Source organism: Acidovorax sp. GW823-FHT01C06 (assembly GCF_058798375.1).
The window spans coordinates 178,465-202,643 of the sequence record NZ_JBXAKN010000003.1; the positions used below are offsets into that span (position 1 = coordinate 178,465).

Here is a 24,179-nt window from a genome sequence, read left to right on the forward strand (position 1 = left end):
GCGCCATCACCCGAAGATTCCATGCAGGAACCAGCGGTGGGGGCGCGCCGCGGCCTGCGCGCCCTCCGGCACGGATGCCAGGCGCTCGCGAAACACCCACACCAGCCCCGCCACATCGTTGTGCGCGACGAAGTAGTCGCGCAAGGCCAGGCCGGCGCAGGGATGGGCCGGGTCTGCATCGTCGCTGCCGGCCCCGGACCACCAGCCCGCCTCGAAACGGTGGGGACCGGCCAGCAGGCGCAGCAGGCCGTGGTGGCACGGGCGGTTGCCCTGCACGGCCAGGCGCCGTGGCGGGTTCAGCAGCCAGGTGGGCTGCAGCAGCCCGCCGGGCGTGGCGTCCAGGGCCGCGCCGGAAGCGCTGGCGGATGCACCCCGGGCCGCGGGGCGGGGGGGCGCCGCCACGCGCAGCACCTCGGCCGCCGGGCGCCACTGCTGCATGCGCTCGGGGCGGTGGTCGGCCTGCAGCACCGGCGCCTGCACATGCTCGGCCCCCAGCCGGGCGGACAGGCGCTCGAGCAGCTGGTGCAAGGCCTCGCCTTGCACGCCACCCGGCAGGCCCGGGTCGCTGCCCCCACGGCCATCCGGCGGCAGGAGGCTGGCGCTGCGGTGCGCCAGCGGGGCCGCATCCAGCAGGCGCAGCGTGATCTGGTTCGCTGGCGCGGCCAGCGTGGTCCGCGCCAGGTTTTCCGCCAGGAGCCGCCGCAGATGCGCCATGTCCTGCGTGGCCTGCGCCGTGCGCACCTGCAGCGCCTGCACGGGCGCGATCACCACGCCGTCGATGCGCCGCAGGTCGTGGCGCCACGCCAGCTCCAGCCCCAGCACACCTTGCTGGCGTGCCTGCAGCCAGCCATACAGGGCCGCGATGCCACGGTGGGCGCTCCAGAGCAGCGCATCGGCCGACGCCGCCAGCGCGGGCAGCTCCAGGGTCAGCGCGAACTGTTCGGGCAGTTCCAGCCACGCATGCGCTTCGGGGGCATCGCCAAAGGCCTGGTCCAGGGCCCGCAGCACCCCCGCGCCAAAACGCCGCGAGACCCCCGGGCGCGGCAGCGCACGCAGCGCCCCCCAGGTGCGGCAGCCCATGCGCTCCAGGCTGGCCACATGCGGGCGCAAGGCGGTCAGCGTATGCAAGGGCAGCCCTGGCGGCCCCTGCGCAGGCGGCGCCCGGCCCGCCAGGGCCAGTCTCAGAAAGCCGTGCGCCACCAGCGCCGTGGGGCCGCAGCCCCACGGCGGCTGCGCACAGGGCCTACTTCCTTCAGAAAAAACAGGCTCTCCTTGCCCGCCCGAGGTGGAAGCCGCCACGGCCCAGGCCTGCAGCACCTGCGCCAGCAAGACATCGCGCCCGCCCCAAAGCCGTTCGGTGGAGGACACTTCCAGCAGCACGGCCTCATCGTCCACCAGCGCCACGCGCGGTGTAAAACGCAGCGCCCACCAGCCCGCCGACGGCTCCATCGCCACGGCGGCTCCTGCCAGCGCCGTGGAACCGCCCTCCCCCTCATCCGGCCGTGGCCATGGCAGCGCGATCCAGTGCATGCCCCCTCCCCCCTGGCGATGCGGGCGCGGGCGCCCGACGCGGCACGGCGCCCCCGGCGGGGAGTGCAACGGCCAATGCGCCCCGGCCTTCCTCCATCATGCCCACCGCCGCGGCCTGGGCAGCACGCCGCCGTTCGGCCTGCGCCGCCAGCACCTGCGCCAGCAGAAGGTGGCATCCGGGCAATGGCAGCCCCTGCGCCAGGGGCGGCCCCCGGCGCTTGAGAATGTGCACCTGCATCCCGGGGAACACGGGCGTGCCCGCGGGCATGGGCATGCCCTGGACTTGCAGCCGCAGCAAGGCTGGCGACGCCTGGGGGGCCGCGCTGACGGGCCGAAACACCCACAGCAGCTGCTGTTGCTGGGCCGCGGCCAGCTGCAGCCGGCGCAAGGCCGCCGGCTGTGCCTGCGGCAGCCAGGCCATGACGGCCAGCACATCCCGGCACCGCAGCGCCTGCTCGGCGGCCCACAGCGCCGACATGGCCGTATCCGCCCGCACCAGGCCCAGCCGCCCGGGGGGCAGCCCCTGGGCCTGGAGCGCCGGGCCAAAAGGCTCGCACGGGGGCGCCACCACGACCACGGCCCCATGCCGCGCGGCCGTGGCCTGGGCCAGGGCGGGCAGCACCAGCTGCCATTCATGCAGGCCCGCCAAAGGCTGCAACACCTCGCTCAGCGCCCCGACAGGCCACCCTCCACCCGGTAGCTGCGCATCCAGCAGCGCATACCCCGTGGGTTGCGCCTGGTGCTGGCCCGTGCCCACCAGCCCGTCCGCGTGCCAGACGCCAGGCACGGCAAATGGCAGATCGGAGGCGACAACCCGCAGGGAGTGGCGTTGCGCAGGCATGGTGGGAAGAGAGGGTCCGAAAACACGAATACTGTAAATATAACCAGTATTTTGCCAACAGCATGAAAACCTCGGAAAGGCCCGGGAAGGCCCTGCCATTCAGAGCTGTGCGGCACACGCCGCGCTCCCTACAATGGACCGCAAAAGGAAACAGAGGGAGTCGTTCAATGAAGGCAATCCAGTCGGCAGCAGTCGCCCTGCTGCTTCTCCTGTCGGGCAACACGTTCGCCGCCTATGCGGTCTACGTTTTCGAAAGTGGCGGCAATGTGGTCGCCAGCGGCAGCGGCCGCATGAACATGGCAGCCCTCACCCCGGCCGGCAACGGGCCTCTTTTCTCCGTGGTCATCCCCTCGGCTGCGCTGATTTTCACCGGCACGGCCGGGACGGTGGAGGCCTACATGGGCGTCTCCGGGCCTCCCATGCTGGGGGCGGGAGGCCCTGTCCTCGCCGATACATCGTCGGGCGACATGGTGGGACTGGACGGCATGATGGCACCGGGGTTTGTCTTCGCCCCCCTGGGCTACGTCTCCGGATCGGCGCTCGCTTCCTCGGCCACCTGGACGGGGACCTCGCTGGCCAGCCTGGGGCTCACGCCAGGCTCCTACACCTGGACCTGGGGCGCGGGCCCCACCGCCGATTCGTTCACGGTCCACGTGGGCATCGCGCCACCCGCCGCCCCGGCCTCCATTCCAACGCTGTCCGAATGGGGCCTGGCGATCCTCTCGGCCCTCATGGCGGGATGGGCGATGCGCCATCGCCTCCCGCGGCGCCGCAACAAGGCGGCCTGAAAACACGTTGACTCACGGGCCCCGGCAAGGCGCTTGCGCGCCCCCGAAAAAATCCTGAGCAGGTTCTCAGAGCTTTCGGAGGGCCCAATCACACCAATCCGCCACCGCCCCATCCGCGGGCGTGGCGCGCTGCGCCAGTTGCGGCCAACGGCGGTGGCTGGCATTCAGGATGCTCTGGAGCTGCCACAGCGCCTCGCGCCCCACCAGGGCCACTTCGGCCATGCCCATGGTGTCGCCCCGCAGCTGCGCCATGAACTCGCCCTGCTGCTGGGGGTGCGAACCAGCTTCCGTCAGGGCTTTCTGAAGGGCCAGCAGGCGGGCATCGACAAATGCGAGGGCGCTCCCCGGCAGCGTCTTCGCGCTGGTTCCGGGGGGCAATGCGGCCTTGAGCTGGTCCCAGCAGGCAAAGGCCTCGGCGAGAAGGTCCATCTGGCGTGGGGCATCGTTGCCCAGGGGCATGAGCGCGGAGTCGCGGGCGACCTCCTCCTGCAGCAGGGGCAGGAGATGCGCCACCAGCGCCGATGGGAACTTGCGATGGTTCAGCCGCAGCACCAGTGACAGGCGCTGCGCGGGCATGTCGTCGTATTTCTCGTAGAACGCAGCCACCACTTCGGCCAGCAGCAGGATGCGGCCCAGCACCGAGATATCCGCACCCGCCAGCCCGCGCGGATAGCCGCTGCCATCCATGCGCTCGTGGTGTTCCAGCACCGCCACCTCCACCGGCCGGGGGTAGGCCTGGGTGTCGCGGATCATGAGCATGGCGGTGATGGGGTGCGCCACCAGGTGCTTGCGCTGCACGCCAACGACCTTGTGGTCGGGATCGCTCCAGGCCGGGTCCATGTGCAGCACGCCCAGGTCGTGCAGCAAGGCTGCGGCGGCGAGGTTGGCGCAGTCGCGCTCGCCCAGCTCGCTCTTGATGGCCAGAAACACGGCCACGGTCATCATCTGCAGGCTGTGCTGGAAAAGTTCAGGCCGCTGCTCGCGCATCACGGTGAGTTTGCAGGCCATGGAGGGAGGCAAGGGCAGCGAGCGCAGCGGCGCCAGCAGCCGGGCAGCCGAACCCAGCGTTTCGGCCAGCAGCCGGGGCAGCACCTCCCGCTCCACCAAGGCCTGCCCCGCAGCCAGCAAGGCAGGCACATCCACGGGATTGTCGATGGACAGGTGCCGGTCAATCGGCTCGCGCAGCTTGTGCTGCACCAGGCGGTCGTACAGGCGGCCATCGATGCGGGCCCCCTTCTCGACCAGCTTGATGCCGTTGTCAGTATAGATGGCGGCGTCAGCGACCACCATGCGCCGATCGGCCATGTCGGTCAACGCGCGCAGGTAGTGGGGGCTGTCCGCGGTGTCGATGCCCGCAGGTACAAGAGAGTCTGTCATGCAAGAACACAAAGGGTTACCTTGGACTATATGACGTTCCCTCCCTGTGTATCGCCCCGGCCGCCTTGGGCATGCGGTACCTTGATGCAGATCAAGCGCCTGGCGGCAGTACGCGGATGCCGGGCGCAATCCTGGGGGCGCCACGTAGGCGGAACTCGCGCCAGCCGTCCTTGGCATGGGCATTGCCCCGGTTTCCCATCGTTCCTGAAAAACGCCCTACTCGCCAGGATTCGAGGCGCCAAAACCCCATTGCTGCCACAAAAATATGGGTAAACCCTGCCTGATCACACCCTCATTGTTTCCAATACCGGAACAGTTAGTTTGCGACCCGGTGGTTTTTCTTCGCGCCCCATCCACGTACAGTTCATCCCATCGATGAGCCGAACCCGCAAGGCGACTCACCGAACCCGGTTCAGAAATGGTTTTTGTCCCGGTTTTTCTGAGACGCTTTTTTCTTCCTGAAGGATTTCATCATGAACAAGACCGCCCGCTTCCTCTCCATCGCCGCCGTGGCTGCTTTCGCTTCTTTCAGTGCCCAGGCCGACGAAGCCGATGCCTCGCAGTTCGCCACGAAGTTCGAGACGAACCGCACCCGCGCCGAAGTGGCCGCCGAAGCCGCCACCGTGGCCCAGACCCGCTCCATCGAGCCCGCAGGTTCGCGTGTGGTGACCTACCAATCCACCGCCGACCGCGCCGCCGTGCGTGCCCAGGCCGCCGATGCCGTGCGCACCGGCCAGATCCCTTCGGGCGAGCGTGGTTGATCAGCGTTTGATTCGCTGAATCCAGGCCCTCTCCTGCTGCGTATTTCCCAGTACATCGCCCTCATTTTTTTGAATTTCACCGGAGTTTCACCATGAACAAGACCGCACGTTTCCTCTCCATCGCCGCCGTGGCCGCTTTCGCTTCTTTCGGTGCCCAGGCTGATGAAGCCGATGCTTCGCAGTTCGCCACGAAGTTCGAGACGAACCGCACCCGCGCCGAAGTGGCCGCCGAAGCCGCCACCGTGGCCCAGACCCGCTCCATCGAGCCCGCAGGTTCGCGCGTGGTGACCTACAAGTCCACCGCCGACCGCGCCGCCGTGCGTGCCCAGGCTGCTGAAGCCGTGCGCACCGGCCAGATCTCGGCGGGCGAAATCGGCAACGCCATGTAATTGCCGTGCGGCGGGGCGGCCATGCCCCCCGTTCCTTCCGCGCGGTGGTTGCCATGAAGGCATGAATGACAAACGGGCTCCTGCGGGAGCCCGTTTTGCCTGGAGAGACTGCCCGCGCCTCAGGGGGTCATCATGTCGTTGTCTGCACGTGCAGGCGGCTCGACTTGCAGCGGTGCAAGGCGTTGTAGTACTCCAGGCGGCGGCCGTTGGCGCCATAGGCGATGGACTCGATGCGCAGCAGCGGCTCGGGGCTTGCCAGCTGCAGCAGTTCGCAGGTCTCGGCGTCGGGCAGCACGGCGTCGATCCAGCGCTCGGCGCGCACCAGCCGCACGCCGTACTGGCGGCGCAACACGTCGTAGAGCGAGCGATCGTCCAGGCGCATGCGGTGCAGGCCGGGCGCCAGGTCGGCGGGCACCACGGTTTCCACCAGCAGGCGCAGCTCGCCGTCCACGCTGCGCAGCCGTTTCAAGGCCACCACCTGGGTGTCGTCCGTGAGGCCCAGCGCGCTGATCTCCTGCGGCGTGGGTGCGCGCAACTGCTGACCAAGGACCTGGGTGCGCACCGAACGGCCCTTGCGCTCCATCTCGTCGGAGAAGCCGAGCACGGTGGAAACGAAATCCTCGTCGCGCTCGCGCGCCGCGACAAACGCGCCGCGGCCCTTGATCTTGTAGATCAGGTTGTTGCGCACCAGGTCGGCCAGCGCCTCGCGCACCACGATGCGCGAGATGCCGAACTGCTCGCCGAGCTCGGCCTCGGAGGGCAGCTTGGCCCCGATGGCCAGTTCGCCCTGCAGTATCTGCAGGCGCAGGGCATCGCGGAACTGCGCCCACAGGGGCGATTCGGAGTTGCGGTCGAGCAGGGGCTGGAGTTCGGTCGGTGAATTCACGTCAGGACGGGCTCAGGGCCGGGTGGATGGTCAATGATGCATGGAAAGCCGGCGCTGCATCGGTGTGATCAGGGACTGCGGGAGCCAGGCGCACGCCATGGCGTTCGCGCAGTGCGGTGGTGCAATTGTGCAGTTCCTGCCGTTCGCGCCCCGCATCCCAGCCCAGCGCCCGTGCGGCGATGCCCGCCATTTCGGCCAGCGCCGCGTCCGTGACGAGGCCGCGGATGGCCAGCAGCGTGCGCCGGATCACCAGGTCGTCGAGGTGGATCACGCCGGTGTCGGTGCACAGCCAGGCCACCTCCGCCGCCGAGTAATCGGGTGCATGCTGCAGCGGCAGGTCCCCCGCCACCTTGAAATGCGGGGCCATGCCCAGGGCCTGGGTGCCGTAGCGGCGCAGCAGTGCCTGGGCGCGGACACGGCCCAGGCTGGAATCCTGGGCGATGCGGTCGATGAAGCGCTCGGTCGCCGGCCCGCCCTGCGGCATGTCAGTGCCGCCGCCAATGGGCAGCTGCCGGGTCGAGGCCGTGCGCCCGCGCCCCAACAGGCGCAGCACCTCGTCGGTGGCCTCCTCGGCCAGCGCGCGAAAGGTGGTCCACTTGCCCCCCACCAGGCCCACGACCGGGATATCGCGCGATGGGGACGGTGCATCGATCACCACCGAATGGTCGCGCGAGATCTGCCCCGGCTTGTCGGCGTCCGAGCGCGCCAGCGGCCGCACGCCCACATAGGTGTAGACCACGTTACCGCGGCCGAAGGAGAGGTTGGGAAACACCTCGCCCAGCACCTCCAGCAGGTAGTCCACCTCGGCAGGTTCGGTGGCGATCTGGTCGGGGTCGTCCACCGGAATGTCGGTGGAGCCCACCAGCACCCGGTCCAGGAAGGGGTAGACGATGCACACGCGCCCGTCCAGCGCCTCGAAATAGGCCATGCGCCCGCCCAGCGCGTCGCGCAGCAGGGGGTGGTCGAGCACCAGGTGCGAGCCCTTGGTGCCCATCACGCGCGGGCCGGGGCCGCCCAGCAGTTCGGTACTGCGGTCCAGCCAGGCGCCGCTGGCATTGACCACCGTGTCGGCCGTCACCTGCACCACCTCGCCCGTGACTTCGTCGCGCAGCGTGAGGGTCTTGCCCGCGCAGCCCGTCACGCGGCAGTGGTTGACGGCCGCCGAGCGGGGCTGGTCGCGGCAGGCGTCGCGCACCAGCTCCAGCACCAGCCATTCGGGGTGGCTGATCCAGGCGTCGAAGAAGGTCGCCGTCCAGCGCACGGCCGCCCGGAACAGCAGGCGGTCGGCCGGCTGCACGCGGCTGATGCGGTGGTTGGGCATCACGCGCTGGCGCCGGCCCAGCAGGTCGTACAGGCGCAGCCCGGTGGCCACGGCCAGCAGGCCGCGCGTGCGCTGGGGCGGCGTGCGGCCCAGGAACTTGAGCGCGCTGCTCATCAGCCCGCCGAAGAAGCTCGACAGCGGCACCACGGTCTTGAGCGGCTGCACCAGGTGCGGCGCGTTGCGCAGCAGCAGGTTGCGCTCGCGCGTGGCCTCGGCCACCAGCGAGAAGCTGCCGCTTTCCAGGTAGCGCAGGCCGCCGTGGATCATGCGCGAGGGCGCGCTGCTGGCACCCGCACTGAAGTCGCCCTTGTCCACGATGAGGCAGTCCACGCCCTGCAGCGAGAGGTCGCGGAACACGCCCACGCCGTTGATGCCGGCGCCCACGATCACGGTCGAAAAATGGTGCCCCGACACGGCGGCCGGACGCACGAAAGGCAATGGTGCAGGCGTGCTCATGGCAAGGCCTCCACGCGCTGCGCGGGTGTGGGGGTGGGCGCAAGCGCTGGCAGCGGCGCAGCAATGCCCGGCGATGTGCCCGCCAGATGGCCGAATACAGGGGACATGGTGGCTATCAGTTCGTTGAAGTTGGCATTGAAGTCCGCATGGGCCCGCGCCTGGCTGGCATCGGGTTCGACCGTGTCGCAGGGCGCGCGCAAGGGGTGGGTGTCGATGCCTTGCGACATCGCCGCGTAGATCGCCGCGCCGCGCGCGCCGGTCTCGTCGTCGGCGCAGCGCTCCACCGGGTGCCCGAGCAGGCCCGCGAGCAGGCGCACCAGGCGCGTGTCGCTGGCGCCGCCACCGAGCACGGTGGAGGCCGACACCGGCAGCCCGCCGGCCGCCAGGCGCGCCGTATGGCGTGCATGCAGCGCCGCGACCGCATCGACCACGGCACGCGCCATGTCGCCGCGTGTGTGGTGGCTCTGAAGGCCGACAAAGCCGGCCGAGACGCCCGCACCGCCGTTCACGAAAGGCAGAAAGCGCAGTCCTCCGGCCCCGAACGGCACCGACATCGCCAGGTCGACCACGGCCCGCGCATCGGGCAGGCCGAGCACCCCGGCCAGCCAGCCGATATTAGCCATCGACGAGGGGCTGTTCTCCATGTACAGGCGCCGGTCGCTCGGCCCGAAATTCACGACGGCCACCACGTCGGGCCGGGGTTCCACCACCGGGCCGATGACGGCATTGACGCACCAGGTGCCCAACACCGAGACGGCGCGGCCGCGCTCCTCGGCACGGATGGCGGTCATCGACGCCAGCAGGTCGATGGCGCCCATGGCCACCGGGATGCCCGCTGGCAGGCCGTGCGCCTCGGCCGCCGAAGTGTGCAGCGTGCCGATCACCTCGCCGCTGTCCACCAGCGGCCCGAAGGCCTTCGGTGAAAGATCGGCGACGCCCGAGGCCGCAAAGGCCAGCGGCGACCATGTGCCGGTGGCCACCGAGAGCAGGCCCGCCGTGCTGGCGTCGCTGGCGTCGGTGGCGATCTCGCCCGTGAGCAGAAAGCCCACGTAGTCCTTGGCGAACATGAGGCGTTGCAAGGCACCGCTGCGCACAGCGTCGCTGCCCAGCAACTCGGCCGCGATCACGGTGGGCTGGCCCGGCCAGGGCTGGCAGCCGACCTCGGCGCGCAGTTGCAGGCCATGGCTGCTTGCCAGGGACTCGGCCCGCGCGCCGGCGCGCTGGTCGGTCGAGGCCACGGCGCGGCCGCCGGCCAGTTCATTGCGGGCATCCAGCGCATACAGGCCCGCTCCATGCCCCGTGCAGCCGATGGCACGGACATCGGCCACGCGGTCGCCGAGCTGGTGCGCCACATCGCGCAGCACGGTGGACAGGGCCGAGCGGATCATGGATGCCCCCACTTCGCAGCCACCACCGGGCAGGCGGTCGTGCTGCAGGGGCATGCGGGACAGGGCGACGGTGCGGCCGCTCGCGGCCTCCAGGGCCAGGGCTTTGAGGCTGCTCGACCCGAGGTCGATGCCAATCAGTAGTTGGGTCTTCATGTCATAACAGCTTCCACCGAACCAGCCGGCATATCCAGTAGTGTTTCCCCTAACTATCTGGCGCTTCGATCCAAGATTACATTCTACCTGTCATAACAACAGTCGTGACACCAAGCACCCCATCACAGCCCTGGAGAAAGCAGCAATCACACGCTGCTCCGTTCAACAAGAGGAGACATCAATGAGGCGTAATTTCCTGAAGTCCGCAGCCGCCGCCGGTATCGGCCTGGCCGGCACCAGCGCGTTCGCGCAGCAACCTGCAGCAACCCCCGCCGCCGCGGGTGGCCTGCGCGGCAACCCCAGCGACGTCTACGTGATGAACGTGATGGTCTCGGGCGTGGAGTACTGGTTTCCGGTCTACGAGATGATGAAGCAGTTGGGCCGCACGCTGGGTGTCCGCACCCGCTACACCGGCACCCCCGAGTACGACGTGAACAAGCAGCTGGCCTCGTTCGAGCAGGAGCTGGCACGCAAGCCCGCCGGCATCCTGCTGCACCCCATGAACCCCGACCCGTTCATCGAGCCCATCAACCGCGCAGCAGCCATGGGCATCCCGGTCGTCACCTTCGCGGCCGACTCGCCCAACTCCAAGCGCACCTCGTTCATCACCTCGGACAATGACCGCGAAGGCGCGCAGGCCGCCGACGCGATCGCCGCATCGTTGGGCGGCAAGGGCGAGTTCGCCGTGCTGGAAAACCCCGGCCAGGACAACCACGACCGCCGCATCGCCGCCTTCATCAACCGCATGAAGACCAAGCACCCGGGCATGAAGCTGGTGGGCCGCGCCGCGAGCAACCAGGACCCGAACAAGGCCTACCAGGCCGTGCAGAGCCTGGCGCAGGCCAACCCCAACCTGGGCGCCCTGTTCATGCCCGAGGCCAACTCGGCGCTCGGTGCGGCCCAGGCCAAGGTGGAGACCAAGAAGAACATCAAGGTGATGTGCTGCGACGTGAACGCCAAGATCCTGGACATGATCAAGTCCGGCGACGTGTTCGGCGCCATCAACCCCAACCAGGGCATGCAGGGCTACATGGGCATGATGATGCTGTTCCTGGCCAAGAACCCCGGCCTCATCGACCCGATGAATGACGCCAAGCGCAACGGCACCAACCCCATGGCCGTGCCCTTCCTGGACAACGGCCTGGCCGTGGTCAGCAAGGCCAACGCCGACGACTTCTACTGGGACAAGTACCTCGCGCGCCGCGGCACCAAGGGCATCAGCGAGTGAGCACCACCACCATGGGCGCTCCCCTGCTCGCGCTGCGCGGCATCTGCAAGCGCTTCGGCGCTTCGCATGCGCTCTCGGGCGTGGACTTCTCGCTGCAGGCGGGCGAGATCCACGCCCTGTGCGGCGAGAACGGCGCGGGCAAGTCCACGCTGATGAACATCATCGATGGCATCCACCAGCCGGACGCAGGCGAGATCCTGCTGGACGGCCGCGTGGTGGCCATCGATGGTCCGGCCCAGGCCATGCGCCTGGGTATCGGCCTGGTGCACCAGGAGATCGCCCTGTGCGCCGACGCCACCGTGGCCGAGAACATCTTCATGCCCGAGATCAATGCCGGCCGGCAGGCGTGGATGGACTACGCCGACCTCAACGCGCGCGCCGCCAAGGTGCTCCAGCGGCTGGGCCAGGACATCGACCCCGCCGCCTGCGTGGGGGACCTGCCCATCTGCAGCCAGCAACTGATCGAGATCGCCAAGGCGCTCACGCTTGACTGCAAGGTGCTGATCCTGGACGAACCGACCGCCGCGCTCACGGACAACGAGTCGGCCGCCCTCTTTCGGGTGCTGCACGACCTCAAGGACCAGGGCATAGCCATCATCTACATCAGCCACCGCATGGCCGAGATCTTTGCGCACTGCACCCGCGTGACGGTGCTGCGCGATGGCCGCAACGTACATTCGGGGCCGCTGGCCGAGCTCGATGCCGACGGCCTGGTGCGGCGCATGGTCGGGCGCGACCTGGGCAACTACTACCCGCCCAAGCAGCAGGACGCAGACCCCGGCGAGCACGTGCTCGAAGTGAGCGACCTGGCCGACGGCGAGCGCGTGCACGGAGTCTCTTTCACCGTGCGGCGCGGCGAGATCCTGGGCATCGCCGGGCTCATGGGCGCCGGCCGCAGCGAGCTGGCGCAGACCCTGTGCGGCCTGCGCCCCGCCACTGGCGGCAGCGTGCGCCTCAACGGCAAGCAGCTTGCCATCCGCAAGTACAGCGACGCGCTGCGCGAAGGCATCGCCTACCTCAGCGAGGACCGCAAGGCCGCAGGCGTGTACCTGGACCTGCCGATCGCGCAGAACATCGCGTCCATGGCGCTGGCGCGCGTGAGCTCGCGCCTGGGCCTGCTGCAGCGTGCGACCGAGCACCGGCTGGCGCAGGAGCTGGGCGCGCGCCTGAAGCTCAAGTCCGACGGCGTGCAGATCGAGGTGGCGAGCCTGTCGGGCGGCAACCAGCAGAAGGTGGCCATCGCCAAACTGCTGGCCACCAACCCGTCGGTGCTGCTGATGGACGAGCCCACGCGCGGCGTGGACGTGGGCGCCAAGTCGGAGATCCACCACATCCTGCGCGACCTGGCCTGCCAGGGCGTGGGCGTGGTGGTGATCTCCTCGGAGCTGCCCGAGATCATCGGCCTGTGCGACCGGGCCCTGGTGATCCGCGACGGGCGCGTGGCGGGCGAGGTGCAAGGCAAGGACATGACGGAAGAGGCCCTGCTGCGGCTGGCCTCGGGACTGGAACGACAGCAAGAGGAAATCGCATGAATCACCCCGCACAATTGGACGCCGGCTCCGTCGCCGGCCTGCAGCCGCCGCGCGAGGCGCCCGGGAGGCCGGGCAAGCCCGGCGCCCCCAAGCTCACCAGCATGCGCGAGATGGGCCTTCTGGTCATCATCCTCGCGCTGTGCGTGGGCATGAGCTTCGCGTCGCCCTACTTCCTGACCTGGGACAACATCCGCGCCATGCTGCTGTCCTTCTCCATCGAAGGCATCGTGGTCGTGGGCATGACCATCCTGCTCATCGTGGGCGGCATCGACCTGTCGGTGGGCTCGGTGGTGTGCTTTGCGATGGTGGTCACGGGCAAGCTGTTCCTGATGGGGTTCGATCCCTGGACGGCCGGGCTCATCGCGATCGCCGCCAGCGCGCTCATCGGCGCCATGATCGGCGGCTGCGTGGTGCGCATCGGGCTCAACCACTTCATCGCCTCGCTGGCCTTCATGGTCATCGTGCGCGGCCTGTGCCTGGCGCTCACCCAGGGCACGCCCCAGTCGCTGTTCTCGCTGCCGGCCTCGTTCAAGTTCATCGGCCAGGGTACGCTGTTCGGCATCCCGGCGGTGATCCTGATCTTCCTTTTCATCGTGGTGGTCAGCGATTTCGTGCTGCGCCGCGCGAGCCTGATGCGCCGCGTGTTCTACACCGGCAGCAACGAGAAGGCGGCGCTGTACTCGGGCATCCGCGTGGGCCACGTGAAGTTCTGGGTGACGGTGCTGTGCGCCGCATCCGCCGGCCTGGCCGGGGTGATCTACACCGCGCGCTTCGGCGCGGCCACGCCCACCTTCGGCGTGGGCATGGAGCTCAACGTGATCGCCGCGGCCGTGATCGGCGGCGCCAGCCTGAAGGGCGGCTCGGGCACGGTGCTCGGTGCCGTGCTGGGCCTGGCCCTGCTCTCGGTGGTGACCAGCTCGCTGATCCTGCTGGACGTTTCGCCGTACTGGCAGGACGTGATCAAGGGCCTGATCCTGCTGGCCGCCGTGACCATCGACCACCTCATGAACACCCGAAAGACCCAACGATGAATGCCGTGATGATGAACGCAGCGATGAAGACCACCACCCTGGGCCCGTCGGGCATCCAGTGCTCGGCCATCGGCCTCGGTACCTGGGCCATGGGCGGATGGATGTGGGGCGGCCAGGACAGTGCCGCCGCCACCGACGCCATAGCCGCCTCGCTCGACGCCGGGGTGACGCTGATCGACACCGCGCCGGCCTATGGCCTGGGCGCCTCCGAAAACATCGTTGGCGCCGCCCTCAAGGGCCGCCGCCACGAGGCGGTGATCGCCACCAAGTGCGGCCTGGTGTGGCACACGCAAAAGGGCACGCACTTCTTCGACGAAGACGGCCACCCCGTGTACCGCCACCTGGGCCGCGAATCGATCTTCCACGAGGCCGAGGAGAGCTTGAAACGCCTGCAGACCGACTACATCGACCTGTACATCACCCACTGGCAGGACGCCACCACGCCGGTCGAGGAGACCATGGACGCCCTGCTCACGCTCAAGCAGCAGGGCAAGATCCGCGCCATCGGTGTGAGCAACGCGAGCCCCGAGACGCTGGCCGAGTACCTGCAGTACGGCCCCGTGGACGCGGCGCAGGAGCGCTACAGCCTGATCGACCGCGAGATCGAGCAGACGCTGCTGCCCCTGTGCAGCCGCCATAACGTGGCCATGCTGGGCTACTCCTCGCTGGCGCTGGGCCTGCTCGCCGGCCCCATCGACCCGGCGCGCGAATTCACGGGCGACGACCAGCGCGCGAGCAACCCGCGTTTCAGCGCGGCCAACCGCGCCAGGCTCAAGGCCTTCTTCGACGAACTCGAACCAGTGCGCCGGCCACTGGGCTGCTCCTTCGGTCAGCTGATGATCGCCTGGACGCTGGCCAGCGGCAATGTATCGGTGGCGCTGTGCGGTGCACGCACGCGGGCACAGGCCACCGAGAACGCCACCGCCGGCGCGCTGGACCTGCCCGAGGAGGCCGTGTTGCGCATCGACACGGCCGCCGCCCGGCACCTGAAGGCGCTGGCCTGACGAACCTCTTCCCCCTTTTTCTTACTCCCACCAACCAAGGACCTCTTCGTATGTCGAAGGACAAGACCGCACGCCTGAACCGCCTGCTGACCCACGGGCGCTGCCTGGACATCGCCCTGGACCACGGCGTGTGCAACGAACCCTCGTTCCTCAACGGGCTGGAGGACATGCCCGGCGTGATGGACAAGCTCGTGGCCGCCGCGCCCGACGCCATCCAGCTCAACTACGGCCAGGCCGACCTGCTGCAGGACCGCCCGGGCCGCAGCAAGCCGGCGCTGGTGATGCGCATCGACATGGGCAACCCCTACAACGCCACCGCCCACCGCGTGATGTGGGCCGTGCTGCAGAACGAGCACGACCCGGTGCTGCCGGCCGTGCAGCGCGATGCCGCCTGCGTGGTGGTCAACCTGTTCATGCTGCCCAATGAACCCGACCTGTTTCGCCAGTGCGTGCAGAACATCGCGCGCGTGCGCGCCGACTGCGACCGCTACGGCATGCCGCTGATGATCGAGCCGCTGGTGATGCGCCCGCACAGCGAGCAAGGCGGCTACATGGTCGATGGCGACGCCGAGAAGATCGTGACCCTGGTGCGCCTGGCGCGCGAGATGGGCGCCGACATCGTGAAGGCCGACCCCACCACCGACCCCGCCGAATTCCACCGCGTGGTGCAGGCAGCGCGCTGCCCGGTGCTGGTGCGCGGCGGCGGCCGCGAAGACCTGCAGCAGGTGTTCGCGCGCTCGCGCGTGCTGCTGGACCAGGGGGCCGTGGGCATGGTCTATGGCCGGAACGTGTACCAGCACGCCAACCCGTCGGCGGTGGTCAACGCACTGATGGCGATGATCCACCGCGGCGCGAGCGCATCCGAGGCCTGGGAGCTCTACACAGCGGCGTGAGATGAATCCCTGAAACCGGAGGGCCTGTGGTCGCCAGACGCCCACAGGCCCTTTTTTGTTGCCCCGGCGCAGGACGCGGCGTGTGCCGCCATGCGCCCGTCAACTGTTGCCAAAACTGGAACAGTTAGTTTGCGACCCGATGGTTTTTCTTCGCGCCCCATCCACGTACAGTTCATCCCATCGATGAGCCGAACCCGCAAGGCGACTCACCGAACCCGGTTCAGAAATGGTTTTTGTCCCGGTTTTTCTGAGACGCTTTTTTCTTCCTGAAGGATTTCATCATGAACAAGACCGCCCGCTTCCTCTCCATCGCCGCCGTGGCTGCTTTCGCTTCTTTCGGTGCCCAGGCCGACGAGGCCGATGCCTCGCAGTTCGCCACGAAGTTCGAGACGAACCGCACCCGCGCCGAAGTGGCCGCCGAAGCCGCCACCGTGGCCCAGACCCGCTCCATCGAACCCGCAGGTTCGCGCGTGGTGACCTACCAATCCACCGCCGACCGCGCCGCCGTGCGTGCCCAGGCTGCTGAAGCCGTGCGCACCGGCCAGATCCCCGCTGGTGAAATCGGCGCGATGTAAAAGGCCACCGCCATGCGGTGCAGGCGCACCGCAGCCGCCACGCAAAAGGCCGGAGCCCCGTGAAGGGCTCCGGCCTTTTTGTCTTGCATGCCTGAAGGGTCAACCCGCCGCCGCATGCGGCGGCGCATGAAGCAACGCCTTACGGCAGCAGCGTCACGCCCGTCTTGCCCTGCAGGGCTTCGAAGGTGACGCCGGGTGCCAGTTCAATGACTTTGAGGCCTTCGGGCGTCACGTCCAGCACGGCCAGGTCGGTGATGATGCGGTCGACCACGCCCACGCCCGTCAGGGGCAGCGTGCACTGGGGCAGGATTTTGAGGTCTTCAGTGCCGTCCTTCTTCTTGGCCACATGCTCCATGAGCACGATCACGCGCTTGACGCCAGCCACCAGGTCCATGGCGCCGCCCATGCCCTTGACCATCTTGCCAGGGATCATCCAGTTGGCCAGGTCGCCCTTCTCGCTGACCTGCATGGCACCCAGGATGGACAGGTTGATCTTGCCGCCGCGGATCATGGCGAACGACTGGTCGCTGCCAAAGATCGACGAGCCCTTGATCGTGGTGACGGTCTGCTTGCCGGCATTGATGAGGTCGGGGTCCACCTTGTCGTCGGTAGGGAAAGGGCCGATGCCCAGCATGCCGTTCTCGGACTGCAGCCACACTTCCTTGTCGCCCGTGAAATTGGCCACCAGCGTGGGGATGCCGATCCCCAGGTTCACATAGAAGCCGTCTTCGAGTTCTTGCGCCGCGCGTGCGGCCATCTGGTCTTGGGTCCACGGCATGGTCAGGCTCCTGCTTTCTCGGTGATGGTGCGTTTTTCGATGCGCTTTTCAGGGTTGGCGTTGAGCACGATCCGGTGCACGTAGATGCCGGGCAGATGGACGTCATCGGGCGCGAGCTCGCCCGTTTCCACGATGCGCTCCACCTCCACGATGCAGACCTTGCCGGCCGTGGCCGCGGCGGGATTGAAGTTGCGCGCGGTGAGGTTGAAGCGCAGGTTGCCGGACTTGTCCGCCACATCCGCCTTGATGAGCGACACCTCGGGTACCAGGGAGCGCTCCATCACATAGGTTTCGCCGTCGAACTCGCGCAGCTCCTTGCCGTCCGCAACGATGGTGCCCACGCCGGTCTTGGTGAAGAAGGCCGGAATGCCCGCGCCGCCGGCGCGCAGCTTCTCGGCCAGCGTGCCCTGGGGCGTGAACTCCAGTTCCAGTTCGCCCGCGAGGTACTGGCGTTCGAACTCCTTGTTCTCGCCCACGTACGAAGAGATCATTTTCTTGATCTGGCGGGTCTCGAGCAGCTTGCCCAGGCCAAAGCCGTCGACGCCCGCATTGTTGGAGATCACGGTGAGATTCTTGGCACCCGAATCGCGCAGCGCATCGATCAGCGCCTCCGGAATGCCACACAACCCGAAACCGCCCACAGCCATGAGCTGGCCGTCTGCAACCACACCCCGGAGGGCCTCGGCCGCGGAGGGGAATATCTTGTTCACCACGATCTCCTTGTGAATTTTGGATGCGCTACGATACTACGTACCCGAATAAGTAGTATCCCCTAAAGATTTGCACTATGGACGTTGATTACCGACTCGCTTTCGACATGGCTCCCGTGGGCCTGGTGCTGTCACGCAACCGCACCATGGTCGATTGCAATCGGCAGGTCTGCGAGATGTTCGGCGCCTCGCGCGAGGTGCTGATCGGCCAGTCCTTCCAGGTACTTTATCCGAGCGCCGACGAGTATGAGCGCCTGGGCGCCCACATGGAGCCCATCCTGAACGCCAAGGGCCACTACGCCGACAACCGCATCATGAAGCGCGCCAACGGCGAGGTCTTCTGGTGCCATGTGTCGGGGCGCGCGCTCAATCGCAATGCACCGCATGAATCGGGCATCTGGAGCTTCGAGGACCTGAGTTCCCAGCGCCCCGTGAAAGCGGAGCTGACAGGCCGCGAACGCGAAGTGGCGGCACGCCTGCTGGAAGGCCTGACCTCCAAGGAGATCGGCCGCACGCTGGAGATCAGCCACCGCACGGTGGAGATCTACCGCGCCCGCCTCATGCGCAAGTACAACGCGTCGACCGCAGCCGATCTCGTGCACAAGCTCCTGGCGGGCTGAAGCCTTATTTTTTCGGCCCGTCGATCACGTCGGCGGCCGTGCGGAAAGCCTCCACGGCGGTGGGCAGTCCGCAGTAGATGCTGGCATGCAGCAGCACCTCCTGGATCTCGGCCGCCGTGGCGCCGTTGTTGAGTGCACCGCGCACATGGCCCTTGAGCTCGTGCTGCTTGCCCAGCGCGGTGAGGAACGCCACGGTGATCAGGCTGCGCGTCTTCATGTCCAGCCCCGGGCGCTGCCAGACATCGCCCCAGGCATTGCGGGTGATGAACTCCTGGATCGGCTGGGTGAACTCCGTGGCATTGCCAAAGGCATTGGCCACGAAGTCCTCGCCCATGACCTGCTTGCGCGTGGCCAGGCCTTTGTCGAAATCCTTGGAGGATGGGGGTTGCGTCATGCGGGCTCTCCGGTTCGGTTTGGGGCCGCCATGGTAGCCGCCCTGCCCGCCCGAAAAGCACAACGCCACCAGCCCTTCCCCAAGGAGGCCAGGCCGGTGGCGTCGTCAGTCCGGGGGGCTCAGGCCTGTGCTGGATGTGCCGCGGGCGCGAGATCAAAGCGGTCCAGGTTCATGACCTTGGTCCATGCCTTCACGAAGTCCTGCACGAACACCGCCTGCGCATCGCTGCTGCCATACACCTCGGCCAGCGCGCGCAGCTGCGAGTTGGAGCCGAACACGAGGTCGGCCACCGTGCCCGTCCACTTCGGAGCGCCACTCGCACGGTCCACGCCCTCCAGCACGCCGGCCTCGGAGGCCGATTTCTGCCACCGGGTGCGCATGTCCAGCAGGTTCACGAAGAAATCGTTCGTGAGCACACCGGGACGCTGCGTGAACACGCCGTGCCCGCCCTGCCCTGCATTGGCGCCCAGGGCGCGCAGGCCGCCCACCAGCACGGTCATCTCGGGGCCGGTCAGCGTGAGCTGGTTGGCGCGGTCGATCAGCAGCTCGGCCACCGCGCCTTCGAGGCCGGGGCGCACATAGTTGCGAAAGCCATCGGCCAGCGGCTCCATGACCTCGAACGAAGGCACATCGGTCTGCTCCTGTGAGGCGTCCATGCGGCCTGGCGTGAAAGGCACGACCACTTCCTGGCCTGCGCTGCGGGCGGCCGACTCGATGGCCGCAGCACCGCCCAGCACGATCAGGTCGGCCAGCGAGACCTTCTTGCCGCCGCTCTGCGCGGCATTGAAGTCCTGCTGGATCGCTTCGAGCTTGCCCAGCACCTTGGCCAGTTGGGCAGGCTGGTTCACTTCCCAGTCCTTCTGCGGTGCCAGGCGCACACGGGCACCGTTGGCCCCGCCGCGCTTGTCGCCCCCGCGGTAGGTGGAGGCCGAGGCCCAGGCGATGGACACCAGCTCCGCAACCGACAGGCCCGACGCCAGGATCTTGGCCTTGAGCACGGTCACGTCCTGCGCGTCCACCAGCGCGTGGTCCACCTCGGGAATCGGGTCCTGCCAGATCAGCACTTCGGCCGGTACCTCAGGGCCGAGGTAGCGCACGCGGGGGCCCATGTCACGGTGCGTGAGCTTGAACCAGGCGCGCGCAAACGCGTCGGCGAACTGCTCGGGGTGCGCGAGGAAGCGGCGCGAGATCTTCTCGTAGGCCGGATCGAAGCGCAGCGACAGGTCGGTGGTGAGCATGGTGGGCACGCGCTTCTTCGAGGGATCGTGCGCATCGGGAATCGTCGCCTCGGCGCCCTTGGCCGTCCACTGGTGCGCGCCAGCCGGGCTCTTGGTCAGTTCCCACTCGAAGCCGAACAGGTTCTCGAAGAAGTTGTTGCTCCATTGCGTGGGCGTGGTGGTCCACGTCACTTCCAGGCCGCTGGTGATGGCGTCGCCGCCAAAGCCGCTGCCGTGCTTGCTGATCCAGCCGAAGCCCTGGTCCTCGATGCCGCCGCCTTCGGGCTCCTTGCCCACCAGGGCCGCGTCGCCCGCGCCGTGGGTCTTGCCGAAGGTGTGGCCGCCGGCGATCAGCGCCACGGTCTCTTCATCGTCCATGGCCATGCGGGCAAAGGTGTCGCGGATGTCGCGCGCCGCCGCGATCGGGTCGGGGTTACCGTTGGGACCCTCGGGGTTCACATAGATCAGGCCCATCTGCACGGCGGCCAGGGGCTTGGCCAGGTCGCGCTCGCCGCTGTAGCGCTTGTCGCCGCCCAGCCAGGTGGTCTCTGCGCCCCAGTACACGTTTTCATCGGGTTCCCACACGTCGGGGCGGCCGCCGCCGAAGCCGAAGGTCTTGAAGCCCATGGACTCGAGCGCCACATTGCCGGTGAGGATCATCAGGTCGGCCCAGGAGATCTTGCGGCCATACTTCTGCTTGATGGGCCACAGGAGGCGCCGCGCCTTGTCCAGGTTGGCGTTGTCGGGCCAGCTGTTGAGCGGCGCAAAACGCTGCTGCCCGGCCCCCGCGCCACCGCGGCCGTCGGCCAGGCGGTAGGTGCCGGCGCTGTGCCAGGCCATGCGGATGAACAGCGGGCCATAGTGGCCGAAGTCGGCCGGCCACCAGTCCTGCGAGTCGGTCATCAGCGCGTGCAGGTCGGCCTTCACGGCGGCCAGGTCCAGGCTCTTGAATTCTTCGGCGTAATTGAAGCCGTCGCCCATGGGGTCGACGAGCGGAGAGCTCTGGTTGAGCGGGCGCAGGTTGAGCTGGTTGGGCCACCAGTCCGCGTTGCCACGGCCCTTGGGCGCGGCGGCCTTACCGTGGTCGAAAGGGCATTGGGCTTCTGTCGTCATGGGTCTCTCCTTGTGTAAGCGGTTCAGGCACTTGGCGAGACCAATGGTAGGAAGCAATCCATGACACGTAAATTGAATCGATTGAATTCGATTGATAGTCAATATTTATCAAACCACAAAGGCCGGTAGCTTCACGGGCTTGGATGGGTAGTCGCCAGCCTGCGCCAAGCATGCTGCAGGCGCTATCAATAGCGTAGCTTCCAGCGCTTTGCAGGTAAGCGCTAGAGGCCATTTTTGCTTGAAAATTGTGCTCACGAGCATGTCCCCCGCCCTGGCTACGCGGCTGGGGCGGCTGCCGCCTCACGGGCCAGCACGGCGAGCAGGTTCTGGGCCGCGCCCACGCCCATGTTCACGTAGGCGTCGCTCGTCACGCCGCCGATGTGCGGGCTGAGGATGAAATTCTTCTCGCCCTGGAACGGGTGGCCGGCCACCATGGGCTCCACTGCAAAACTGTCCAGGCCCGCCGCCATCACCTGGCCCGAGCGCACGGCCGCCAGCAGCGCGGCTTCGTCGATGAGGCGGCCGCGGGCGGTGTTCACCACGATGACGCCGCGCTTGCACTGTGAGAGCGTGGCGGCGTTCAGCATGCCGCGGTTCTCGTCGGTCAGCGGGCAGTGCAGGGACACGGCATCGGCCTCGCGCCAGATCGTTTCGAGCGGAACGCTCTGCACGTAGCCGGGCAGGTTCTTGGCGAACGGGTCGAAACCGATCACGCGCATGCCCAGGGCGTCGGCCATCTTGGCAAAGCGCAGGCCAATGGCGCCCAGGCCCACCAGGCCCACGGTGCGACCGCCCAGTTCCAGGCTCTTGTGCGTGGCCTTGTCCCAGTGACCGGCGTGCATGCGTGCATCCAGCTGCACCACCGACTTGGCACAGGCCAGCAGCAGCGCCAGCGCCTGCTCGGCCACGGCCGCGGCATTGGCGCCCACGGCAGCCACCACCTCGATGCCGCGCGCCTGGGCCGCCACCTTGTCGATGGTGTCGGTGCCGCTGCCGTGTTTGGAGATCACCTTGAGCGAAGGCGCCGCGTCCATCACGGCCGGGCCCACCTTGCCGTAGCGCACGATGATGGCCACGGGGTCGTGTTGCCTGGCCAGGGCGACCATGTCGTCTTCGGTCGGCGTCTTGCCAGCGTAGATGACTTCGTAGCCGGTGAGCAGGCCGAGCGCCTGCTGCGCCAGGTCGGCGCCCGTGACGATGATGGTGGGGTTGGTGCTCACAGCGACTCCCCTTCCTGGAGGACACCTGCCGCACGCAGCGCGGCGGGCAGCCACTTGGAGGCCGTGTCGCCCCGGGCGATGGCGTCGATGCGGGCGGCCTCGTCGGCCACCTTCTTGTCGGCCAGGGCCATCATGCCGGGGGCCTTGGCGCGCTCGATCACGACCACGCCGTCGGCATCGCCCACCACCAGGTCGCCGGGGTTCACCGTGGCGCCGCCGGCGGAGATGGGGTGGTTGATGCGGCCGGGCACGTACTTGGTGGGCCCGGCGGGGTTGAAGCCCGCGCTGAACACGGGGAAGTCCAGTTCCAGGATCTCGAGCTTGTCGCGGATGGCCGCGTCCACGATCACGCCGGCCAGGCCGCGCTTCTTGCAGGCGCTGAGCATCAGCGTGCCCATGAGGGCGGCGGTCAGGTCGCCCTTGCCGTCGATCACCAGCACGTCGCCCGGCTGGGCCAGCGCGATGGCGGCGTGGATCATGAGGTTGTCGCCGGGGCGCACTTCCACGGTGAAGGCCGGGCCGGCCACCTTCATGCCCTGGTGCACCGGGGCCACGCGGCCATGCATCGTGCCGCGGCGGCCCGCCACGTCGGCCAGGATGGCGGCCTGGAAGGTCGCGGCTTTGTGCACGACCTCGGCGCTCACGCGGTCGATGTCACGGATGATGTCGGGGGGTTGGCTCATGGTGAATTCCTTGTAGAGAGCACGAAAAACGGTGGGGCCTGCGCGGCTGCGGCGGTGGCACGGTGTCAGCTGCGCAATGCCCATGCCGCAGCGCGACCGCGGACGTGGAGCGGCTGCAGGCAATGCGGTTGGAAAAAGATGGACGGGCGACGTGTGGGGCCCGGGCGTGGGGCGCGCTTGGCATTTCAACGGATCGCTGGGCGGGGAGCCGCAGGCAGTGCGGTACACGGCAAAGCTCCCCAAGGAGACAGGCCTGTTGAAGGCAAGCCGTATCAGTCCAGGCTGGCGCCCGAGTCCTTGACGATCTTGCCCCAGCGCGGAACCTCGGTGCGCAGCAGCTGGCCGAACTGATCGGCCGGGCCGCCCAGCACGTCGCCACCTTCGGAGCGCAGCTTGTCGGCCACCTCGGCATGCTGCAGCGCCTGGTTGATGGCCTTGTTCAGCTGCGCCACGATGGGTGCGGGCGTGCCGGCGGGCGCCAGGATCCCGAACCAGGTCACGGCCTCGAAGCCCTTGTAGCCGGACTCGGCCAGCGTGGGCACGTCCGGCAATTGCGACGAGCGCTTGGCCGACGTGATGGCCAACACCTTGAGCTTGCCGTTGCGCACCTGGCCCAGCAGCGTGGGCACGGAGGACATGTACAGATCGATCTGCCCGCCCACCAGGTCGGTCATGGCCTGGGCCGCGCCCTTGTAGGGGATGTGGCGCAGCTTGATGCCCGCCGCGTTCTCGGCCAGCTCGCCGGCCAGGTGGGCCACCGTGCCGTTGCCCGAGTAGCCCAGCGTGAGTGCATCGGGCTTGCCCTTGGATGCAGCCACCACATCGGCAAAGGTCTTGTAGGGCGAATTGGCCGGCGCGGCGATCACGATGGGCGACGACGACACCAGCGCCACGGGCACCAGGTCCTTGATGGGGTCGTAGGGCAGCTTGGGGTACAGCGTGGGGTTGATGGCCAGGTTGCTGGTCTGGCCCATGACCAGCGTGTAGCCATCGGGGGCCGACTTGGCCGCGGCGTCCACGCCCAGGTTGCCGCCCGCGCCGGGGCGGTTGTCCACGATCACATTCCACTTGTTCTGGTCCGTGAGCTTTTGCGCCACGGTGCGCGCGATCATGTCGGTGCCGCCGCCGGGCGGGAACGGCACGATCAGGCGGATGGGCTTGTTCGGGTAAGCGGCCTGCGCCAGGGCTGCGCCTGCGGGTGCGGCCAGGGCGGCAAGGCCCAGCACCGCATGGCACAGGTGCGCGCCGACGGCACGCGAAAGCGATGAAAAAGCTGGCATGGATTTGTCTC

The 24,179-nt window shown here is 68.1% G+C and carries 23 protein-coding genes; 10 read left to right on the top strand and 13 right to left on the bottom strand.

Annotation, left to right across the window (positions count from 1 at the left end; all coding sequences use genetic code 11):
- Positions 1-6: 6 nt before the first annotated feature.
- Entirely contained in the window at positions 7-1,530 is a 1,524-nt protein-coding gene (locus tag AC1RCS_RS08975; RefSeq protein ID WP_492245924.1) for a DNA polymerase Y subunit UmuC family protein, read from the bottom strand.
- The gene (imuA, locus tag AC1RCS_RS08980) at positions 1,493-2,371 is read right to left on the bottom strand and encodes a translesion DNA synthesis-associated protein ImuA (RefSeq protein WP_492245923.1); all 879 of its coding nucleotides are present in this window, start codon (positions 2,369-2,371) and stop codon (positions 1,493-1,495) included. Before imuA ends, AC1RCS_RS08975 begins: the two co-directional genes overlap by 38 nt.
- Positions 2,372-2,538: 167 nt before the next feature.
- Between imuA and AC1RCS_RS08985 the strand changes: the two genes are divergently transcribed.
- Complete coding sequence (locus AC1RCS_RS08985) at positions 2,539-3,159, top strand: IPTL-CTERM sorting domain-containing protein (RefSeq protein ID WP_218295189.1); 621 nt, start codon at positions 2,539-2,541, stop codon at positions 3,157-3,159.
- Positions 3,160-3,225: 66 nt separating this feature from the next.
- Here the strand turns inward: AC1RCS_RS08985 and AC1RCS_RS08990 are convergent, their stop codons facing one another.
- Entirely contained in the window at positions 3,226-4,536 is a 1,311-nt protein-coding gene (locus AC1RCS_RS08990; protein ID WP_218295190.1) for an HD-GYP domain-containing protein, read from the bottom strand.
- 473 nt (positions 4,537-5,009) lie between these two features.
- Between AC1RCS_RS08990 and AC1RCS_RS08995 the strand changes: the two genes are divergently transcribed.
- Positions 5,010-5,297, top strand: a complete 288-nt coding sequence (locus AC1RCS_RS08995; protein ID WP_492255560.1) for a DUF4148 domain-containing protein — start codon at positions 5,010-5,012, stop codon at positions 5,295-5,297.
- Positions 5,298-5,389: 92 nt separating this feature from the next.
- A complete protein-coding gene (locus tag AC1RCS_RS09000; RefSeq protein ID WP_218298038.1) occupies positions 5,390-5,686 on the top strand; it encodes a DUF4148 domain-containing protein in 297 nt (98 codons plus the stop codon).
- Between the two features lie 130 nt (positions 5,687-5,816).
- Here AC1RCS_RS09000 and AC1RCS_RS09005 read toward each other — a convergent pair whose 3' ends face one another.
- Genes AC1RCS_RS09005 through AC1RCS_RS09015 form a run of 3 tightly spaced genes read right to left on the bottom strand, consistent with a single transcriptional unit; the run spans position 5,817 to position 9,890 of the window.
- Positions 5,817-6,572, bottom strand: coding sequence for a GntR family transcriptional regulator (locus tag AC1RCS_RS09005; protein ID WP_218295192.1), 756 nt, complete (start codon positions 6,570-6,572; stop codon positions 5,817-5,819).
- A gap of 1 nt (position 6,573) precedes the next feature.
- Entirely contained in the window at positions 6,574-8,349 is a 1,776-nt protein-coding gene (locus tag AC1RCS_RS09010; RefSeq protein WP_492244829.1) for a glycerol-3-phosphate dehydrogenase/oxidase, read from the bottom strand.
- A complete protein-coding gene (locus AC1RCS_RS09015) occupies positions 8,346-9,890 on the bottom strand; it encodes an FGGY family carbohydrate kinase (protein WP_492244830.1) in 1,545 nt (514 codons plus the stop codon). The genes AC1RCS_RS09010 and AC1RCS_RS09015 overlap by 4 nt, the downstream gene beginning before the upstream one ends.
- 181 nt (positions 9,891-10,071) lie before the next feature.
- Between AC1RCS_RS09015 and AC1RCS_RS09020 the strand changes: the two genes are divergently transcribed.
- The 6 genes from AC1RCS_RS09020 (at position 10,072) to AC1RCS_RS09045 (ending at position 16,153) form a co-directional block, all read left to right on the top strand.
- Positions 10,072-11,118 (top strand): substrate-binding domain-containing protein, encoded by a 1,047-nt coding sequence (locus AC1RCS_RS09020; RefSeq protein WP_218295194.1) that lies wholly within the window; start codon positions 10,072-10,074, stop codon positions 11,116-11,118.
- An 11-nt stretch (positions 11,119-11,129) separates the two neighbouring features.
- The gene (locus tag AC1RCS_RS09025; RefSeq protein WP_492244997.1) at positions 11,130-12,650 is read left to right on the top strand and encodes a sugar ABC transporter ATP-binding protein; all 1,521 of its coding nucleotides are present in this window, start codon (positions 11,130-11,132) and stop codon (positions 12,648-12,650) included.
- Positions 12,647-13,681 (top strand): ABC transporter permease, encoded by a 1,035-nt coding sequence (locus tag AC1RCS_RS09030; protein ID WP_492244831.1) that lies wholly within the window; start codon positions 12,647-12,649, stop codon positions 13,679-13,681. Before AC1RCS_RS09025 ends, AC1RCS_RS09030 begins: the two co-directional genes overlap by 4 nt.
- Positions 13,678-14,685: an aldo/keto reductase gene (locus AC1RCS_RS09035; protein WP_218295196.1), complete on the top strand. Its 1,008-nt coding sequence runs from the start codon at positions 13,678-13,680 to the stop codon at positions 14,683-14,685. Before AC1RCS_RS09030 ends, AC1RCS_RS09035 begins: the two co-directional genes overlap by 4 nt.
- Positions 14,686-14,735: 50 nt before the next feature.
- Positions 14,736-15,578, top strand: coding sequence for a class I fructose-bisphosphate aldolase (locus AC1RCS_RS09040; RefSeq protein WP_218295197.1), 843 nt, complete (start codon positions 14,736-14,738; stop codon positions 15,576-15,578).
- Positions 15,579-15,859: 281 nt separating this feature from the next.
- Entirely contained in the window at positions 15,860-16,153 is a 294-nt protein-coding gene (locus AC1RCS_RS09045; RefSeq protein ID WP_218338710.1) for a DUF4148 domain-containing protein, read from the top strand.
- A gap of 139 nt (positions 16,154-16,292) precedes the next feature.
- Here AC1RCS_RS09045 and AC1RCS_RS09050 read toward each other — a convergent pair whose 3' ends face one another.
- Together AC1RCS_RS09050 and AC1RCS_RS09055 are read right to left on the bottom strand one after the other, a co-directional pair.
- Complete coding sequence (locus tag AC1RCS_RS09050) at positions 16,293-16,931, bottom strand: 3-oxoacid CoA-transferase subunit B (RefSeq protein WP_492244832.1); 639 nt, start codon at positions 16,929-16,931, stop codon at positions 16,293-16,295.
- Positions 16,932-16,933: 2 nt separating this feature from the next.
- Positions 16,934-17,641 carry a CoA transferase subunit A gene (locus AC1RCS_RS09055; RefSeq protein WP_218295200.1) on the bottom strand — a complete coding sequence of 236 codons (708 nt, stop codon included), beginning with the start codon at positions 17,639-17,641 and terminating at the stop codon, positions 16,934-16,936.
- A gap of 77 nt (positions 17,642-17,718) precedes the next feature.
- On the opposite strand from AC1RCS_RS09055, the gene AC1RCS_RS09060 reads away from it, so the two are divergent.
- The gene (locus AC1RCS_RS09060) at positions 17,719-18,261 is read left to right on the top strand and encodes a PAS and helix-turn-helix domain-containing protein (RefSeq protein WP_218295201.1); all 543 of its coding nucleotides are present in this window, start codon (positions 17,719-17,721) and stop codon (positions 18,259-18,261) included.
- 4 nt (positions 18,262-18,265) lie between these two features.
- Here the strand turns inward: AC1RCS_RS09060 and AC1RCS_RS09065 are convergent, their stop codons facing one another.
- The 5 genes from AC1RCS_RS09065 to AC1RCS_RS09085 form a co-directional block, all read right to left on the bottom strand.
- A complete protein-coding gene (locus tag AC1RCS_RS09065; protein WP_218295202.1) occupies positions 18,266-18,655 on the bottom strand; it encodes a carboxymuconolactone decarboxylase family protein in 390 nt (129 codons plus the stop codon).
- Between the two features lie 119 nt (positions 18,656-18,774).
- Positions 18,775-20,985 (bottom strand): catalase/peroxidase HPI, encoded by a 2,211-nt coding sequence (gene katG / locus AC1RCS_RS09070; protein ID WP_492244833.1) that lies wholly within the window; start codon positions 20,983-20,985, stop codon positions 18,775-18,777.
- Between the two features lie 275 nt (positions 20,986-21,260).
- The gene (locus tag AC1RCS_RS09075; RefSeq protein ID WP_492244834.1) at positions 21,261-22,205 is read right to left on the bottom strand and encodes an NAD(P)-dependent oxidoreductase; all 945 of its coding nucleotides are present in this window, start codon (positions 22,203-22,205) and stop codon (positions 21,261-21,263) included.
- Complete coding sequence (locus tag AC1RCS_RS09080; protein ID WP_492244835.1) at positions 22,202-22,888, bottom strand: RraA family protein; 687 nt, start codon at positions 22,886-22,888, stop codon at positions 22,202-22,204. Before AC1RCS_RS09080 ends, AC1RCS_RS09075 begins: the two co-directional genes overlap by 4 nt.
- 272 nt (positions 22,889-23,160) lie before the next feature.
- A complete protein-coding gene (locus AC1RCS_RS09085) occupies positions 23,161-24,168 on the bottom strand; it encodes a Bug family tripartite tricarboxylate transporter substrate binding protein (protein ID WP_369643992.1) in 1,008 nt (335 codons plus the stop codon).
- Between the last annotated feature and the right edge of the window lie 11 nt (positions 24,169-24,179).

Bases quoted from the DNA above. Each gene is read 5' to 3' on its own strand.
- AC1RCS_RS08975 (WP_492245924.1), bottom strand. From the start codon at position 1,530: ATGCACTGGATCGCGCTGCCATGGCCACGGCCGGATGAGGGGGAGGGC.
- AC1RCS_RS09085 (WP_369643992.1), bottom strand. From the start codon at position 24,168: ATGCCAGCTTTTTCATCGCTTTCGCGTGCCGTCGGCGCGCACCTGTGC.
- katG (WP_492244833.1), bottom strand. From the start codon at position 20,985: ATGACGACAGAAGCCCAATGCCCTTTCGACCACGGTAAGGCCGCCGCG.
- AC1RCS_RS09040 (WP_218295197.1), top strand. From the start codon at position 14,736: ATGTCGAAGGACAAGACCGCACGCCTGAACCGCCTGCTGACCCACGGG.
- AC1RCS_RS08985 (WP_218295189.1), top strand. From the start codon at position 2,539: ATGAAGGCAATCCAGTCGGCAGCAGTCGCCCTGCTGCTTCTCCTGTCG.
- AC1RCS_RS09000 (WP_218298038.1), top strand. From the start codon at position 5,390: ATGAACAAGACCGCACGTTTCCTCTCCATCGCCGCCGTGGCCGCTTTC.
- AC1RCS_RS08995 (WP_492255560.1), top strand. From the start codon at position 5,010: ATGAACAAGACCGCCCGCTTCCTCTCCATCGCCGCCGTGGCTGCTTTC.
- AC1RCS_RS09060 (WP_218295201.1), top strand. From the start codon at position 17,719: ATGGACGTTGATTACCGACTCGCTTTCGACATGGCTCCCGTGGGCCTG.
- AC1RCS_RS09050 (WP_492244832.1), bottom strand. From the start codon at position 16,931: ATGCCGTGGACCCAAGACCAGATGGCCGCACGCGCGGCGCAAGAACTC.
- AC1RCS_RS09010 (WP_492244829.1), bottom strand. From the start codon at position 8,349: ATGAGCACGCCTGCACCATTGCCTTTCGTGCGTCCGGCCGCCGTGTCG.
- AC1RCS_RS09030 (WP_492244831.1), top strand. From the start codon at position 12,647: ATGAATCACCCCGCACAATTGGACGCCGGCTCCGTCGCCGGCCTGCAG.
- AC1RCS_RS09035 (WP_218295196.1), top strand. From the start codon at position 13,678: ATGAATGCCGTGATGATGAACGCAGCGATGAAGACCACCACCCTGGGC.
- AC1RCS_RS09020 (WP_218295194.1), top strand. From the start codon at position 10,072: ATGAGGCGTAATTTCCTGAAGTCCGCAGCCGCCGCCGGTATCGGCCTG.
- AC1RCS_RS09045 (WP_218338710.1), top strand. From the start codon at position 15,860: ATGAACAAGACCGCCCGCTTCCTCTCCATCGCCGCCGTGGCTGCTTTC.
- AC1RCS_RS09065 (WP_218295202.1), bottom strand. From the start codon at position 18,655: ATGACGCAACCCCCATCCTCCAAGGATTTCGACAAAGGCCTGGCCACG.
- imuA (WP_492245923.1), bottom strand. From the start codon at position 2,371: ATGCCTGCGCAACGCCACTCCCTGCGGGTTGTCGCCTCCGATCTGCCA.
- AC1RCS_RS09080 (WP_492244835.1), bottom strand. From the start codon at position 22,888: ATGAGCCAACCCCCCGACATCATCCGTGACATCGACCGCGTGAGCGCC.
- AC1RCS_RS09025 (WP_492244997.1), top strand. From the start codon at position 11,130: ATGGGCGCTCCCCTGCTCGCGCTGCGCGGCATCTGCAAGCGCTTCGGC.
- AC1RCS_RS08990 (WP_218295190.1), bottom strand. From the start codon at position 4,536: ATGACAGACTCTCTTGTACCTGCGGGCATCGACACCGCGGACAGCCCC.
- AC1RCS_RS09015 (WP_492244830.1), bottom strand. From the start codon at position 9,890: ATGAAGACCCAACTACTGATTGGCATCGACCTCGGGTCGAGCAGCCTC.